Here is a 16,493-nt window from a genome sequence, read left to right on the forward strand (position 1 = left end):
CCGCCGCTGTCAGGTAGATCGGAGACGCCTAACTGGAAAATGTCATCTTGTCCTCTTTTCCGAGATCCTATAATATCGAATGGCTTACATAAGTGAATTCCCGGTGTCACGTCGGCTTCACTGATGCTTTCTCTTTCACATGAAATTCAGATAACGGACGAAACTTATGAAGTTAAATCCTCCCTCAAAAGCAGCCTCTGCTCTCAGTCTCTGCATGGTCCTCTTGCTGGGAACCGCAATCTTCGCTCAGCAGGCCTCTGTCTCGGACTCTTCGAATGACTCTGTCACCGCCAAACGCGTCTGTGCCATGGTCAGTCGGTTCCACATCAGCGGCAAACCCATCAATGACGAGATCTCGGCGAAACTGATGAAACGTTTCATCAAACAGCTCGATCCACAGAAGCTCTACTTCTACAAATCCGACATCGAGCAATTTGAGGCGGAAAAAGACCAGCTGGACGACAAACTGGCCGTTGGCGATGTCAGCTTTGCTTACAATGCTTTTGACCTCTACCTCCAGCGTCTGCAGGAGCGGATGGACTACGCACAGCAGCTCGTCGATGTCGATCATGACTTCACCGTCGATGAATCGATCATCGTGGATGCCAAAGATCTCGATTTTGCCAAAGATCAGAACGAGATGAACGAACGCTGGAGAAAACGGGTCAAATACGATCTGCTCAACCTGATTCTGGATGACACCGAACTCGCGAAAGCCCGCGAGCAGTTACACAAACGTTATCGCAACAATCTCCGCACCATGGCTCAGACTGAAAAGCCTGAGAAACTGGAGATGTACCTCAGCGCCCTGACTCACTGCTTCGATCCCCACTCCAGCTACATGTCTCCCCAGACACTGGAAGATTTCCGGATCAGCATGGAACTCAGCCTCGATGGAATCGGTGCCGCTCTGCGTTCCGAAGAAGGTTATACCGTCGTTGCTGAAATCGTGCCCGGTGGTGCAGCCGATGCAGACGGTCGCCTCAAAGCAGGCGACAAAATCGTTGGTGTCGCCCAGGAAGATGGCGAGTTCGTCGACGTTGTCGAAATGAAACTCAGCAAAGTTGTACGTTACATCCGTGGCAAACGAGGCACCGTAGTTCAACTGCGGGTCAAAAAAGAGAAAAACAATGCCATGGAAGTTTACAAACTGACCCGGAAGAAGATCGAACTGAGCACTTCCGAAGTCAAAGGGAAAATTATCGATACTGGAGAACGTCTCCCCGGCAAGACCGGACGCATCGGCGTGATCAGCATCCCTTCGTTCTATCGGGATTTCCGTGGAGCACAACGGGGTGATGAGAACTTCAAGAGTACCGCCCGCGATGTCCGTCAGGTACTTTACGACTTCCGTGATCAGGGTGGCGTCGATGGCGTTGTTATCGATCTGCGGTTCAACGGTGGTGGTGCACTCAGCGAAGCCATCGAAGTCTCCGGTCTGTTTGTTGACGAAGGTCCTGTCGTGCAGGTCAAGCAGATGGACGGCGAACGCAAAATCCACAGCGACGTTGAACCGGGTGCAGTTTACACCGGTCCGCTGGTTGTGGTCTGTAATCGCCTCTCCGCCTCTGCTTCCGAGATCTTTGCCGGCGTCATCAAAGACTACAAGCGTGGCATCATCATCGGTGATACCACCACTCACGGTAAAGGAACGGTACAGAACGTAATGCCGGTCAGCAACCAGATGTTCTCCTTTCTCAAAGGCCAGGACCTGGGTGCTCTGAAACTGACCATCAACCAGTTCTACCGCGTCAACGGCGACAGTACTCAGAACCGGGGCGTCCGTTCCGATATCGTTCTGCCTTCGCTGATCGACAATATGGACCTGGGTGAATCCTTCCTGGATGATGCAATGGAGTTCGACAAAACCGAAATCGCTCCACACGAATCGCTGGGAATGGTCAGTCCGAAAATCCTGGATTACCTGAAGCAGGCCAGCACCAAACGTGTTGTGGCTGACAAAGATTTCAAAGAAACCCAGGATGAAATCAATAAGTATCTGAAAAAGAAAAATCAGAAAACCATCTCTCTGGTCGAAGCCGAACGGCGTAAAGAGCTGTCAAAAGACAAAGAGGATAAGAAAAAAGAAGACGAGAAGAAGGACGAAGCAGCCGACAAAGACATCTTCAAGAAGGATCACTACAACGATGAGATCCTGAATATCACTGTCGACTACATGAACGTGCTCAAAAACATGAACACAGTCCAACGCTAGTCTCAAAGGATATGATTCCCCCCGGTAGCTCCGACTCTCAATTGAGGGTCGGAGCTTTTTTCATTCGCTGATTGATTTCTTCAGGATACCAGATGCAGAACCCTGCCTCCCTGCCCCGCTACGATCGCCTGCAGACTTACCAGTGGAACTACGAGCATGCCCCCGAACCGTGCGAACTTGAGATCCCAGCTGTTCCGGGCAACTGGAGCTTCTGTGGTCTCCCGGTCCCCTCACCACTGGGCATCCCCGCCGGTCCGCTGCTCAATGGAAAATGGGTCCTGTACTACGCCAGCCTGGGCTTCGATGTGTTGACCTACAAAACAGTTCGCTCGTCTGCACGGGAATGCTACCCGCTTCCCAACCTGCAGCCTGTAACTGCAGCTTCCATGACAGGTCAGGAATCGCAGGTCACCCTCACCGACCAGATGCAGGGGAGCTGGGCCGTCTCTTTCGGTATGCCTTCCGCCGCTCCGGAAATCTGGCGCGACGATATCACCCGCACCCGCGAGTTACTGCCTGCTGAAAAAATCCTGTCGGTCTCCGTGGTCGGCAGTCTCCAGCCTGGCTGGTCTCTGGAAGACCTCGCTGAGGATTACGCACTCTGTGCCCGCTGGGCCCTTGAGAGCGGAGCCGACTGTATAGAAACGAACTTCTCCTGCCCCAATGTCTGCACCCGCGACGGACAGTTATATCAGCAACCAGAGGCCGCCACTCTGGTCGCCAGTCGCGTCCGAGAGGCGATCGGCGACACTCCTTACCTGATCAAAATCGGACATCTAACTCAGGAACAGACCGCCCTTGAATTCCTGCAGGCGGTCGCTCCCTTCGCGACAGCAATCGTGATGACCAACAGTGTCGCCACTACGGTCACCGATGCCCAGGGCACTCCCTTATTCAACGGGGAGCAGCGGGGAATCTGCGGTGCCGTTACCCGTGAAGCCTCTCTGCACCAGCTAAAATGCTTTGCCCGACTGATCGCAGATTTACCTCAAAATGTAAAGCGTCCGGAACTGGTCTCCTGTGGCGGCATCAGTACAGCAGAGGATGTCAGAGAGTTCCTGAACGCCGGTGCCCAGGCCACTCATCTGGCGACGGCGGCGATGATCGACCCGCTGATTGCCCGGCAGATCCGTGCAGAACTCGTGCAAAAAGCGTCTTGAGAGCCCCGGGTTAGAGCAAAGGCCCCCGCCTGTCTGTTTTTTCTGAATCGCTGGTTTTGTCGCTCGACCCATCGCGACAGGTACCGTAAGATGATGGCATGAATGCCATTGTCGTCCGAAATCTTGAGAAAACGTACAAAGTCTACCAGAAAAACGAAGGGGTTTTTGCCTCTTTGAAAGGCCTCTGGAAGCGCGAGCATAAAACCGTTCATGCGGTGACCGATGTCAGTTTCACCATCGAACAGGGGGAAATCGTCGCTTTCCTCGGTCCGAATGGCGCAGGCAAAACCACAACCCTGAAACTCCTCTCAGGACTGATTTTTCCCTCAGCAGGCGAAGCCACCGTGTTGGGACACGTTCCCTGGAAACGCGAGAACGAATACCGTCGCCGCTTCTCGCTGGTCATGGGACAGAAGAACCAGCTCTGGTGGGACCTTCCGGCACAGGAATCTTTCCGGCTGCACAAAGAGATCTACCGCATCGACCCACAGCAGTATGATCGCCGGATCGATGAACTCACCAGCCTGCTCGAAGTCAAACATCTGATCGGCCAGCCGGTCCGCGAACTTTCCCTCGGGGAGCGGATGCGCATGGAACTCATCGCCGCCCTGCTGCACCGCCCTGATGTTCTGCTGCTCGACGAACCCACGATCGGCCTGGACGTCGTCTCTCAACGCCGCGTGCAGGAATTTCTGAAATACTACCAGAACGAGCAGAAGACGACGGTCGTACTCACCAGTCATTACATGAAAGATGTGGAAGCCCTCTGCAAACGGGCCATCATCATCAACCAGGGAAGCATCAAGCATGATGGCCCCTTAAGCGACATTCTCGACCGCTTCAGCAATTATAAAATCATGGACGTCCAGTTTGACGGTGATGACATGCCCCGCGACTTCTCCCAATGGGGAGAAGTCCTCGAAAATGAAGCGCCACGCGTGAAACTCAAAGTACCCCGGAATAAAATTCCGGAGATCCTCTCCAGCCTGCTCGCGAAATACCGTATCCTCGATGTCGGCGTCCAGGAACGCCCCCTCGAAGAAGTAATCGCAGAAGTCTTTACCGAACACAAAGAGACGTCGGACTACCAGCAGGCCCAGAGTCTGGAGCCGACAACAACCGAGTAACTCCGTCTGCCACCAGTAAACGTATTCTTAGCATTTCCATAAAGAAACATGATCGCCAGCCTGCGGACTAACTGGATCATCCTCAAAACATCAATCGAAGAACGACTGGTGTACCGGGGAGATTTCGTCTTCGCGACCTTCGTCCGCTTCCTGCCAATCGTCACTCAGATCTTCCTGTGGGGCGCCATTTACGGCATCCACACGGCCAAGCCGATCAGTAATATTAAAGGCTACAACTACCAGGAAATGGTCGCTTATTACCTGCTGGTTATGGTCGGACGTGCCTTTTCCAGCATGCCCGGTCTGGCCAATGGCATCGCCAACGATGTGCGGGATGGCACCATTAAAAAATATCTGATTCAGCCGATCGATATGCTGGGCTATCTGTTCTGGGCCCGCATGGCTCACAAGCTGGTGTACTACATGGTCGCCCTCGGTCCGTTTATCCTGCTCTTCTACCTCTGTCGGGATTACTTCTCGGGCTGGCCGGATGCCTTTACGATTATTGCCTGGATCCTCTCCCTGCTGATGGCCTTTCTCGTCGGTTTCCTGATTGAGTCACTCATCGGCCTGATTGCGTTCTGGTTTCTGGAAGTCAGCTCGTTGATCTTTATCTATATGATGCTCAACTACTTCCTTTCAGGCCACATGATTCCCCTGGACCTCTTTCCGGAACCGCTGAGCCAGTGGATGCAACTGCTGCCATTCAAATATCTGGCGTACTTTCCCGGGACTGTCATTCTAGGGAAATATACCCATCAGGAACTGATCATCGAATTGTCCATTGAAATTGTCTGGATTGTCGTCCTGTTTTCACTGAATCGGATCGCATTCCAGCGGGGTATCCGCCGTTACAGTGCCTTTGGTGGATAAAGGCAGCAATCGCCACCCGGGCGGACGCCTTGAAACCACCCCGCAGCCCTGTTCAGCTGCACGAAATCACTGGTTTCCACGCCGTTTGAGCGAAACTTTAACATTTCCCCCTTAGACGGATCGGCCCCACTCTGCTAGAATATTGTCATGGATGTGGTGTACTTCCGACATCTGCGACACCTCGCCAGAAAGTGAGTCGCGACATCCCTCGAAATCACGAACTCGAAGACACCCCGCTGTGTCTCCCCGTTGTGAACCCGCCAGAGAGCCTCACAAGACGCTTGCAGGACTCGGACTGATCCCGCCGAATCAGACATGCTGATCCTGAATTGTGAGCGGAAACGGTTTCTGTTTCCGAACGAAAGACTGGTACAACGTCCGGCAATCTGTCCTAACCTGAATTAAAACGAATGTCTATCACACCTGTAATTCCCTCAGATGAAGAGGAACCTATATACAACCGGCTGTTCTGGTTCTGTTACCTGGCCAATGTGCTGCTGGTGACCGCAAATGCAATCACCTTCCGCTTCGCAGATCTGGTCACCTATCTGGGAGGTACCGAAGAGCTCGTCGGTGATATTGTCAGTTGCGGCGTCTTCGTCGCCTTAATCGGCCGCTTCTTCCTCGGTCAGGGTATCGATCGCTACGGTGTGAGAAAACTCTGGGCCCTGTCTGCAGCAATTTTCGTCGTCGGAACCGGCGGCATGACACTTTGTCGTAGCCTGGGCTGGGAAATCTTCGCCTTACGAATGTGCTTTGCGACGGGTATCGCAGGCATGTTTACCTGCTCCGTCGTACATATCCAGCAGAAAGTCCCACATCACAGGCGGACCGAAGTCATTGGCAGCCTGGGTAGCAGCGGATTCGTCGGTATGATCCTGGGAACCCAGGTAAGTGACCTGATGATGCGCTGGCTTCCCGCCGGCAATGCCCAGTTTTACGCCCTGTTCGGTATCCCTGCATTCCTGGGCTTCAGTTACTTCCTGATCGTCTTATACGTCACCCACAACGATGTTCACCGCAGACCACAGGTCACCCCTGCTGCACACCAGCTCCTGTTCCGCTACTGGCCGGGGCAGGTTATGGTGGTCGCGATCATGATGGGCCTCAGCTTTACCGTGATCAGCGTCTTTTTAACCCGCTTCGTCTCTCAACGTGGTCTGGGCGGGATCGGGACATTCTTCCTGGGTTATGCGATTTCAGCCTTCTTCATTCGTATCTACACCCGCCGCTGGGGAACGACGGTAGGTCGAACCAAAATGATCACCATGGGCCTGATGGGACACGCGATTGGACATACGATCCTGCCATCCATCACTCAGGAATGGCAGCTGATTGGCCCCGCGATTCTCTGTGGCTTCGGACACGCCCTGCTCTTTCCGGCTGTGGTCTCCCTGGGAACCGAATCGTTTCCAGCCCAATATCGCGGGACGGGAACGACTATCGTGCTGGGCTTTTTCGACGCAGGTGCTATTATTTTCGCTCCGATCCTGGGGGGCATCATCGATAACTGGGGCTTCTACCCCATGTTCTACACGTCTGCTTCAGTCATGACGTGTACGGCACTGGTCTACACACTGACGACGAATCACAGCATCAGCAAGGATAGCGCGGTCCCCGCGCCGAAGCAGGAACTCTGCACCGTAATGGACGATTCCGGCGATTGAGTTCCTGCCGAAGTTCGCTAGCGAATCACCCCGGATTCCAGATCCTTGACGACTTCTGCCAGGATGGCTGGATCGGCGGACTTCAGAACATGATCAATGCGGGTCGGCGGCACATTCAGGCGTTCCATGATCTCCTGAGCTTTCTCCCACAACTTCTGTTTTTTTTTGCCTTCCGTCAAAAACAGATTGGTACAGAGCTCAGACAAGCGTTGCTGATCAATCGAATCCCGATTGTCATAGTAACGTTTGATCACATCCTTTTGATAATTTGAATATTCTGGCATCGGAAAGACTTAACTCCTGAGATCTTTTTCCCAAAAAATTTAACGCAAAACGGGAAGGGCCCCTGTCCCGGTCGGGGTGATTGAAGACTTATATCGGTTTGAATTATCGCAGGTCTGACTACAATTTCTACTCAGCCTGCAGGTTTTGAAAAATTGGGATTTCCGCACTTTTTTCAAGTGCAAGTTCCATAAACCAGCTATAATAATGAATTTCCGACAATAAGGGTGAGAGATTTGCGGTAGAACCCGCATTTCCCCAAAATCAACTTAACTGGCTTAACACTCCCAATGTAAATATTACTCCCGAATAGTCCGACTTAAAAAAAATAATTGCATCATGAGCGCGAGATCACAAGACATGATGTAGTAAATAAAGAGAATGGCCGAAATTTCTGATAAGTTGACTCACAGTTTTGCTGTGAGTAACATTTTAACTGGTTTAACTTGATTTCATTGTAACGCAGCGCCGTTACTCACAACTGGTTAAATAAAATATTAGAAACGTGCTGGTAGTTTATTAGACCGGAGCTCAACGTGTCCGTAACACAATTCACTGAACAGGAATTAAAAGCACTAGAAGAAAAAACGACCATCCCTCGTTTTTTGTTCCTGCCTGTCGGATTGATCGCAATCTGGTGTCTTGCCGTTTACTGGCCCACTGATGCCATCAGCTGGCAGATCTTTCTAACACTGTTTATTTCCTACTGTCTGTTCTGCTGGACCAGTTGCTTCCACGAATGTTCTCACCATACGCTCTCCGGCTCCAAGAATGCGAGCATCTGGCTGGGGCGAATCCTGGGGACAGCGATGTTCGTACCCTACACGGTTTACCGTGAGAGCCATATTCGTCACCACGCCTACCTGAATAAACCCAGCGACTGGGAACTCTGGCCCTATTCTGACCCGAACACATCACTCCGCTTTCGCAGAGTGTTTGTCTGGTTCGACCTGGCTCTGGGTTTGTTCATGGCCCCGTTCATTTACGGTCGCATCTTCTGGCACAAAGATTCTCCTCTGACCGATCCCAAACTCCGTAGAACCATTCGCTACGAATATGCGGCGATTGTAATCTTCTGGGGTTCCGTGATCGCTCTCTGTGGCTACTACGGTGCACTCATCGGTCTGCTACGTGTCTGGGTTCTGCCCCACTATCTCGCAGGGATCTACCAGAATACCCGTAAGTTCACAGAACATCTCGGAATGAGCAGTTACGATCCCATGCTGGGAACCCGTACGGTCGTGGGAAATAATATCATCACGAAGCTCTGTACCTACTTCAACTTTGACATCTTTGTACACGGACCGCATCACCGCCATCCAAAAATCGCCCACAACCTGCTCCTGCAGAAAATGGATGATTACAAAGAGCAGAACCCCGATGTCAAATACCCGGTCTTCACGACCTACTGGAGCGCCATCATCGACATGGCCCCCTCCTTCTTCAAACAACCGGGTGTCGGCATGAATGCCGGAGCACCAGCGCCAGGCAAGGAAAAGAAACAGATCGACAACTTCGTCGGCGACGTTGCTCAGGAAGTTCTGGCAGACACCGACTATGTTTCCAAAAAAGAACAGAAGACAAACGCTTCCGGTTCTTAAGATTACCTGAAACCCCCACTGTCTTACGCTCCTTCTCTGGTGTCGGCGATATAAGCCGCTGAGCAGAAACTCGAACGGAAGACCCAGCTTCAGCGTAGCCGATACCACTTGCCGGCTACGCCTCGCCTGTGGTTCTCTAAGTGTCGCGTTTGTAGAATGGCAGTGCGGTCACTTTTACCGGAAATCGCTTGCCGCGAATATCCGCTTCCAGCACCTGTCCTGGTTCTGCATACGCGGCTTCGACATAAGCCATGCCGAGTGGCAGATCCAGCGTCGGTGAAAATGACCCAGACGTCACGACGCCCACCTTCTGATCGCCATCGTACAGCTCTGCACCTTCGCGTGCCGCCCGTTTCCCTTCCAGGGTAAAACCAATGCGTACCTTACGATCTTCACGAGCCTTGGCGGCGATCAATGCCTCTTTACCGACGAAATCAGCCGCCTGCAGCTTCACAGCGAAGTTGAGCCCTGCAGTAAAGGGATCGGTCTCTTCGTCCAGTTCGTGCCCATACAGGGGCATAGCGGCCTCCAGACGGAGCGTATCGCGACATCCCAGCCCCGCAGGAACCAGTCCTGCCCCCTGACCGTCTGCCATCAGTCGTTCCCAGAGTGCCAGACCTTCAGCCTGCTCAACGACGACCTCGAAGCCGTCTTCCCCGGTATATCCGGTCCGACTCACGAGAGCATCTACGCCCAGCACTTTGGTTTCCACGCCGTAATAATATTTGATTTCGCTCAGCTCCGCCTCAGCCAATGGATTCAGAACTCCCAGCGAAGCAGGTCCCTGCAGGGCCAGCATGAACTTTTCGCAGGTCATGTCATCGATCTGCACATCGAAACCTTCCCGCTGCTGTTCGATCCAGTCAACGATTTTAAGTCGATTGGATGCATTCACCACCAGCAGATAGAAATCGGAAAATCGATAGACCAGCACGTCATCCAGGATCCCCCCGGATTCATTGGTCACCAGTGAGTAGCGGATCTGTCCCGGCTTCAGTGATTCGACGTTATTCGTCAGCAGATGATCCAGGAAGCGGCATGCATCCGGCCCACTGAAAAAGAGCCGCCCCATGTGGGCGATGTCAAACAAACCTGCCGCCTGGCGTACCGCATGATGCTCAGCGGTGATATTCGTATACAGCAGAGGCATTTCCCAGCCGGCGAAATCGACCATTCGGCCGCCATGATCAACGTGCCACTGGTGGCAGGCAGTAGTGAGTAAAGATTCAGACACAGCTCTCTCTTCTGACTTTAAATTGGGGACTGATAAAGGGGAATTCAGGCGCTGTCGACTATTGTGGAACTTCCCGGACTATCTCGCAATCAACAGACTCCGCGAATCTTAAAATCCTAATTTAATCAAAACCAACCGCCGGCCACCAACAAAAAAAGCGAGGGTCCCTGCAGGTCCCTCGCTCTGTAAATGATCATTCGGTTGCGTGCTTAGTCTTTCGCACACAGCTTTGCACGCAGGTATTCGCGGTTCAGACGGGCAATGTTGGAAACCGAAATCTCTGCGGGACACGCAGCCGAACACTCTTCCGTATTCGTGCAGTTTCCAAAGCCTTCTTCGTCCATCTGGGCAACCATCTTCTGCACACGACTCGCACGCTCGGGAGCCCCCTGAGGCAGTGTCGACAGATGTGACACCTTCGCAGAAACAAACAGCATGGCCGAAGCATTCTTACAGGCGGCCACACAGGCACCACAGCCAATACAGGCTGCGGCATCCATGGCTGTCTCCTGGACCGGCAGGGGAACGGGAATATTGTTCGCATCGGGAGCATTCCCGGTGTTGACCGAGATAAAGCCCCCCTTCTCGATGATCCGGTCAAAAGCACTGCGATCGACGACCAGGTCGCGAACCACAGGAAACGCCTGCGACCGCCAGGGTTCAATCACAATCGTGTCGCCATTCTTGAACCGCCGCATATGCAGCTGACAGGTAGTTGTGCCTGAATCCGGACCATGTGCCTGTCCGTTGATCATCAGGCTGCACATCCCGCAGATCCCTTCACGACAGTCATGGTCAAAAGCAACCATCTCTTCGCCCTGCTGCAGCAGCTGCTCATTCAACACGTCCAGCATTTCCAGGAAGGACATATGCGTGGAGATGTCGGTAAGTTTGTAATCGACGTATCGCCCGACGGCATCGGGGCCAGGCTGGCGCCAGATTCTGAGCGTCAGATCCAGAGTCTCGCTCATTATTTATAACTCCTCGTAGCCAGAGGTACTTCAGTAAATTCTAATTGTTCTCGGTGTTCGACCGGCTCATTGCCGACCCCTGTGAATTCCCAGGCAGCCACATGACAGAAATTCTCATCGTCACGCAACGCTTCGTTTTCCGGAGTCTGATGTTCTTCACGGAAGTGACCACCGCAGGATTCCTCCCGCACGAGGGCATCTCGCACCATCAACTCACCGAATTCCAGGAAGTCTGCCAGACGACCAGCGTGTTCCAGGTTTTGATTCAACTGCTCGCCTTCGCCCAGCACTTTCACGCTCGACCAGAACTCATCCCGCAGATCGCGAATCTTACCCATGGCTGTTTCCAGCCCTTGGCGTTCGCGAGACATACCACAGTATTCCCAGAGGATGTGTCCCAGTTCGCGATGGATGCTGTCGGACGAACGCGTTCCGTTGACTCCCAGAATCTTTGAGTTTCTGTCCTGGGCATTCGCCAAAGCGGCCTTGAACGCCTCATCCTCGGTTGAAACCTCAGGCAGACTGTTCGAAGCCAGAAAGTGACCCGTTGTGTAAGGAGCGACGAAGTAACCGTCTGCCAGTCCCTGCATCAAAGCGGAAGCCCCCAGCCGGTTGGCACCGTGGTCCGAGAAGTTCGCTTCACCCAGCACGAACAGACCGGGAATCGTACTCTGCAGATGATAGTCCACCCACAGCCCACCCATCGTATAGTGCACAGCGGGATAAATCTGCATCGGCACTTCGTAAGGGTTTTCGCCGGTGATCTTCTGATACATGTGGAACAGGTTGCCGTACTTGGTTTCGATGGCGTGTCTTCCATCGCGGATAATCGCATCGCGGAAATCCAGAAAGACCGCCTGTCCGGTCGAACCGACACCGTAACCGGCATCGCAGCGTTCCTTGGCTGCACGAGATGCCACGTCACGAGGCACCAGGTTACCGAAAGCGGGGTAACGTCGTTCCAGGTAATAGTCCCGTTCTTCATCAGGAATTTCATTACCGCGACGTTTATCATCGGCTGATTTGGGAACCCAGACCCGACCGTCGTTTCGCAGACTTTCACTCATCAAAGTCAGCTTGGACTGGTAATCACCACTCACGGGAATACATGTCGGGTGGATCTGTGTGTAACAGGGATTCGCAAAGAACGCCCCCCGTTTATGACACCGCCAGGCGGCGGTCACATTCGAACCCTTCGCGTTGGTCGAAAGGTAGAAGGCATTTCCGTAACCGCCGGTCGCCAGCAGCACACAGTCGGCCGAATAGGTTTCGAACTCACCGGTAATCAGATTACGAACGATAATCCCCCGGGCAACGCCGTCGACCACAACCAGGTCCAGCATTTCACGACGCGGGAACAGCTTGATACGCCCGGTTCCCACCTGCCGCATCAAAGCACTGTAAGCCCCCAGCAGCAGCTGCTGCCCGGTCTGCCCGCGGGCATAAAAAGTACGGGAAACCTGGGCCCCACCGAAGGACCGGTTGGCCAGCAATCCGCCGTAATCACGGGCGAAAGGCACGCCCTGGGCAGCACACTGGTCGATAATGTTGTTACTGACCTGGGCCAGGCGATGCACGTTCGCTTCACGGCTCCGGAAGTCGCCCCCCTTCACCGTATCATAGAACAGACGCCAGACGCTGTCGCCGTCATTAGGATAGTTCTTGGCGGCGTTAATCCCCCCCTGGGCGGCAATACTGTGAGCCCGACGGGGAGAGTCCTGAAAACAGAACGATTGTACCTGGTAGCCCAGTTCAGCCAGTGAGGCAGCAGCAGAGGCCCCTGCCAGACCGGTCCCCACCACAATGATCTTTTTCTTCCGTTTATTCGCCGGGTTAACCAGCTTCATCTCCTGCTTACAACGATCCCATTTTTCGGCCATGGGACCTTCAGGAACTCGAGAATTCAAAACCGTCGTAGCCGACTCGGCCATGATATCTACCTTCAAAACGGAACGTGTGAAACTATCTATTGGATGGTGCTAAACCGACGCAAATGACTGGCGGAAGGTTAGCGGATAAAAAAGCCCCAGAGTGGCAGACTGACAAAGCCAGCCGCAATGACGATCGCAAATAGAATCGCCAGTTTCTTGATCCAGGGTGTATATTTGGGATGATTCAGTCCCAGCGACTGGAACGCACTCCAGAATCCATGAGACAGGTGAAATCCGAGGACAAGCGTTCCCACAATATAAATCGGGGCACTCAAAACACTGCCCAGAACCTGCACGATGATGCCATAAGGTGACTGGTCTTTGTAGTCGACCGTTGGGTTCAGATGCAGTTTCATGTCGATCATATGCATGATCAGAAAGATCAGAATGATGGACCCCGAAATGAACATCCAGGAACTGGTCCGCCCCATCGGAGTACGTCCGAAAATGGAAGGTGGCTCCTGAATCTTGCTCTGCTTCTCATGATAAGTGATCTGGCGTGCCTTGCGGTTATCGCTGGTCAGCTTGAATGCCAGTGCAATGTGAGCGAACAGCAGCAGGAACAGTCCCGTCTCCGCTACAGGCAGCAGCATCATGCTGTGCAGTTCTTTTGCGTAGTTGTTGTAGGCGTCTGCGCCGACATACACGAGCAGGTTCCCCGCCAGATGCACAACCAGGAAGCCGCACAAGAGAAGGCCCGTGATGCCCATCACGAACTTCTGGCCAATGGAAGAGGAAAGCAGGGTCATAATCCACTTCGTCGCTGATTTTCCGCCTGCTGACGGAGAGGATTGCTGTTTCTCAGCCAATTTCGTCACCATAATCAAGCACTCACCCGGTGATCTGCTTGAGATCCCGTGAATAATATTGTGATAGTGAAATCTATAAACATAGCAGCCAGCGTGGCGGTCACTCAGTCTGACCTGATTGAATCTGCCGGCGCCGAACGATGCATATTCGTTATAGAGCTTAAGTTATTATATTTCTTCGCCTTCGTACATCAATCTTCACAGAATTATAAACTGAAGTCCTTTTGCAAATTTCCGCTCTGCATAGTTGTTTTAGCTCCAGCTTACCCGGTTTCAAGTAAAACATCCGTACCCTGCAGACACTTCTCAAAGGCACTCAGCTTACTTGCGTTTCTTCTTTTTGCTCCGCGGTGACTTCCCCGGCCGGTTCTTCTTCTTTTTCACAGCCCCCTTCCCCTTGGAAGAGGCCCGAGTCGGCTTTTTACCAGACTGCTTCGAATTACCGTTGTCTGATTTTGACTTCGAATTGCCTGACCTCTCCGCTCGGGGCATTCGAAAATCCAGCTCCCGACGATCCAGATCGATCTTTTCGACTTCCACCTCCAGGAAATCGCCGATACGGAACTCCTGACCTGTCCGCTCCCCAACAATACTGAATTTGGCTGGATCCTGGTGAAAGTAATCGTTTTTGCCCAGTCGGCTGATGTGTAACAGTCCTTCCACAGGCACATCCACACCCCGGCAGAACAGCCCGAACGACTCTACTCCCGTGATCATAGTTTTCAGTGTGGTGATTTTATTTTCGACCATCCAGGTCAGTAGTTTGACTTTAGTCAGCTCCCGTTCTGCCGACTCGGCACGACGCTCACGCAACGAGAGGTCGTGGCCCAGTTGACGCAGCCCCTGGGGGCTCTGCCCTTTCCCTTTGTCGGGACGCTCCAGAATTTCATCGATCATGCGATGAATTGTCAGGTCAGGGTACCGCCGAATCGGGCTGGTGAAGTGGCAGTAATGCTCAACGGCCAGAGCGTAGTGCCCAAGCTCTTCATCCGTATATTCTGCCTGCTTGAGACTACGTAACATGGAATAATTGATGGCCTGTTCGACTGCGGTTCCATGCACCTGCTCGATCAGACGCTGCAGGTCCTTACGACTCTGGGCCTTTTTGAGTGTATAACCCAGTGCGCTCACAAACTCGGCGAATTCCACCTGCCGCTGGTAGTCAGGCGACGGATGCACGCGGCGCAGAAACCGCAGTCCCCGGTCATTGAGTCCTTCTGCCACAGCGATATTCGCCGCCAGCATGAATTCTTCGATGATCTGGTGGCTTTCGTCGTGCTCGCGTTCAACAGCACCACTCACACGATGTTTGTCGTCAAAGGTGAGCCGCACTTCGGAGAGGTGCAACTCCAGTGCGCCGGCAGCAAAGCGACGTTTCCGCAGCATCATTGCCAGATGATGCATGTTTTTCAGCAGTTCGCGGACGTCCCGGGGTATCCGGTCCCCTTCTTCGTCACACTCCTGAATGATGGGCAGTACCTGCTCGTAAGCAAACCGCTTCTTGACCCGAATCGCGGAATTGACGAACTCCGTATGTACAGGCACACCATCCGACGTAAATTCGATAAACGCAGATTTGGTGAAACGCACCTGATCCTGTTGTAGACTGGCCAGACCATTTGAAATGATCTCAGGCAGCATCGGAATCACCTGGCCGGGCAGATACACACTGGTCCCCCGCCGTCGGGCCTCACGGTCCAGTACAGAACCCTCTTTGACAAAGTGCGCCACATCAGCAATATGCACGCCCAGCACCCAGTGCCCGCGCTCGTTCTGAGTCAGCGAAATTGCATCATCGAAGTCCCGGGCATCCGCAGGGTCAATCGTCACGACCGTCTCGTTAGTCAGGTCGCGGCGATTCCCCAGTTTTGTCTCATCAAACAGGCTCGCCTGCTCTCGAGCTGCTTCCAGAACCTCTTCCGGAAAGTCCATCGGGATGCCGAATTCGTAGACGATGGACAGCAGATCAACGCCCGGCTTCCCGTGTGGCCCCAGGACTTTGGAAATCACCCCCTGCCCCAGATAGCTCTTCGAAGGAAAATGCAGAATGTCGATGACGACCTTATCCTCAGGTTCAACACCTTTCGCACCCGGATCGCCCACATGAATCGGCGAGTTGAATATCTTGCCGTCCACGTGCACATAGCCTTCGCCCTGTGTTTCGAAGTAAGTGCCGACAAATGTCGTCGAAGCCCGCTCGATGATTTCCACAACGCGACCACAGATCTGCCCTCCGCTGCGGCGGCGATTGATCACGGTAGCATAAACCTCATCGCCAGTCTGAGCATCCCCCATATCCCGCTCGGAAATATACAGATCGCCTGCGTGACGCTGGTCGTGGGCGATGTCGTCCGGCTTATGATGAGGAATCAGATACCCGGCCCCGGAATTGATTTTCTTGATAATCCCGGCAATCCAACCCTCTTTTTTCACGGGGCGAATCAGCCCCGAATCGGAGACGAGAATCTCTTTGCGGGACTGGAGGCTCTGCATGGCCTGCTCGAATTCAGAAGAAGTTGACTTGGAGCCTCCCACTTTTTTCAGCAGCGCTTTTTCCCGAATCGGTGTGTAACCGGGGCGGGCTACGTACTCGAGAATCTTCTTCTCAAAATCGGGCATTCAC

General features: G+C 53.2%; 12 protein-coding genes. 6 read left to right on the plus strand and 6 right to left on the minus strand.

Features of this window, described 5'->3' with window-relative positions; translation table 11 throughout:
* The first annotated feature begins 166 nt into the window (after nt 1-166).
* From F1728_RS08405 to F1728_RS08425, 5 genes are all read left to right on the plus strand, one after another.
* Complete coding sequence (locus F1728_RS08405; protein ID WP_228030560.1) at nt 167-2,215, plus strand: carboxy terminal-processing peptidase; 2,049 nt, start codon at nt 167-169, stop codon at nt 2,213-2,215.
* A gap of 92 nt (nt 2,216-2,307) precedes the next feature.
* On the plus strand, nt 2,308-3,375 hold the full coding sequence (locus F1728_RS08410; RefSeq protein WP_155363734.1) for a beta/alpha barrel domain-containing protein: 1,068 nt from the start codon (nt 2,308-2,310) through the stop codon (nt 3,373-3,375).
* A 98-nt stretch (nt 3,376-3,473) separates the two neighbouring features.
* Nucleotides 3,474-4,502 (plus strand): ABC transporter ATP-binding protein, encoded by a 1,029-nt coding sequence (locus tag F1728_RS08415; RefSeq protein ID WP_155363735.1) that lies wholly within the window; start codon nt 3,474-3,476, stop codon nt 4,500-4,502.
* Between the two features lie 48 nt (nt 4,503-4,550).
* On the plus strand, nt 4,551-5,375 hold the full coding sequence (locus F1728_RS08420) for an ABC transporter permease (RefSeq protein WP_145037556.1): 825 nt from the start codon (nt 4,551-4,553) through the stop codon (nt 5,373-5,375).
* A gap of 410 nt (nt 5,376-5,785) precedes the next feature.
* Nucleotides 5,786-7,042 carry an MFS transporter gene (locus tag F1728_RS08425; RefSeq protein ID WP_155363736.1) on the plus strand — a complete coding sequence of 419 codons (1,257 nt, stop codon included), beginning with the start codon at nt 5,786-5,788 and terminating at the stop codon, nt 7,040-7,042.
* Between the two features lie 17 nt (nt 7,043-7,059).
* On the opposite strand, the gene F1728_RS08430 is transcribed toward F1728_RS08425, so the two are convergent.
* A complete protein-coding gene (locus tag F1728_RS08430) occupies nt 7,060-7,326 on the minus strand; it encodes a hypothetical protein (protein WP_155363737.1) in 267 nt (88 codons plus the stop codon).
* A gap of 534 nt (nt 7,327-7,860) precedes the next feature.
* Here F1728_RS08430 and F1728_RS08435 point away from each other — a divergent pair.
* On the plus strand, nt 7,861-8,925 hold the full coding sequence (locus tag F1728_RS08435) for a fatty acid desaturase family protein (RefSeq protein WP_149341219.1): 1,065 nt from the start codon (nt 7,861-7,863) through the stop codon (nt 8,923-8,925).
* A 136-nt stretch (nt 8,926-9,061) separates the two neighbouring features.
* Here the strand turns inward: F1728_RS08435 and gcvT are convergent, their stop codons facing one another.
* From gcvT to rnr, 5 genes are all read right to left on the minus strand, one after another.
* On the minus strand, nt 9,062-10,159 hold the full coding sequence (gcvT, locus tag F1728_RS08440) for a glycine cleavage system aminomethyltransferase GcvT (protein WP_155363738.1): 1,098 nt from the start codon (nt 10,157-10,159) through the stop codon (nt 9,062-9,064).
* Nucleotides 10,160-10,368: 209 nt separating this feature from the next.
* Complete coding sequence (locus tag F1728_RS08445; protein WP_194242740.1) at nt 10,369-11,130, minus strand: succinate dehydrogenase/fumarate reductase iron-sulfur subunit; 762 nt, start codon at nt 11,128-11,130, stop codon at nt 10,369-10,371.
* Nucleotides 11,130-13,061 (minus strand): fumarate reductase/succinate dehydrogenase flavoprotein subunit, encoded by a 1,932-nt coding sequence (locus F1728_RS08450; protein ID WP_155363740.1) that lies wholly within the window; start codon nt 13,059-13,061, stop codon nt 11,130-11,132. Before F1728_RS08450 ends, F1728_RS08445 begins: the two co-directional genes overlap by 1 nt.
* A 77-nt stretch (nt 13,062-13,138) precedes the next feature.
* On the minus strand, nt 13,139-13,882 hold the full coding sequence (locus F1728_RS08455) for a succinate dehydrogenase cytochrome b subunit (protein ID WP_155363741.1): 744 nt from the start codon (nt 13,880-13,882) through the stop codon (nt 13,139-13,141).
* A gap of 309 nt (nt 13,883-14,191) precedes the next feature.
* A complete protein-coding gene (gene rnr, locus F1728_RS08460) occupies nt 14,192-16,489 on the minus strand; it encodes a ribonuclease R (protein WP_155363742.1) in 2,298 nt (765 codons plus the stop codon).
* Between the last annotated feature and the right edge of the window lie 4 nt (nt 16,490-16,493).

The organism is Gimesia benthica, from assembly GCF_009720525.1.
GTDB classification, from domain to species: Bacteria; Planctomycetota; Planctomycetia; order Planctomycetales; family Planctomycetaceae; genus Gimesia; species Gimesia benthica.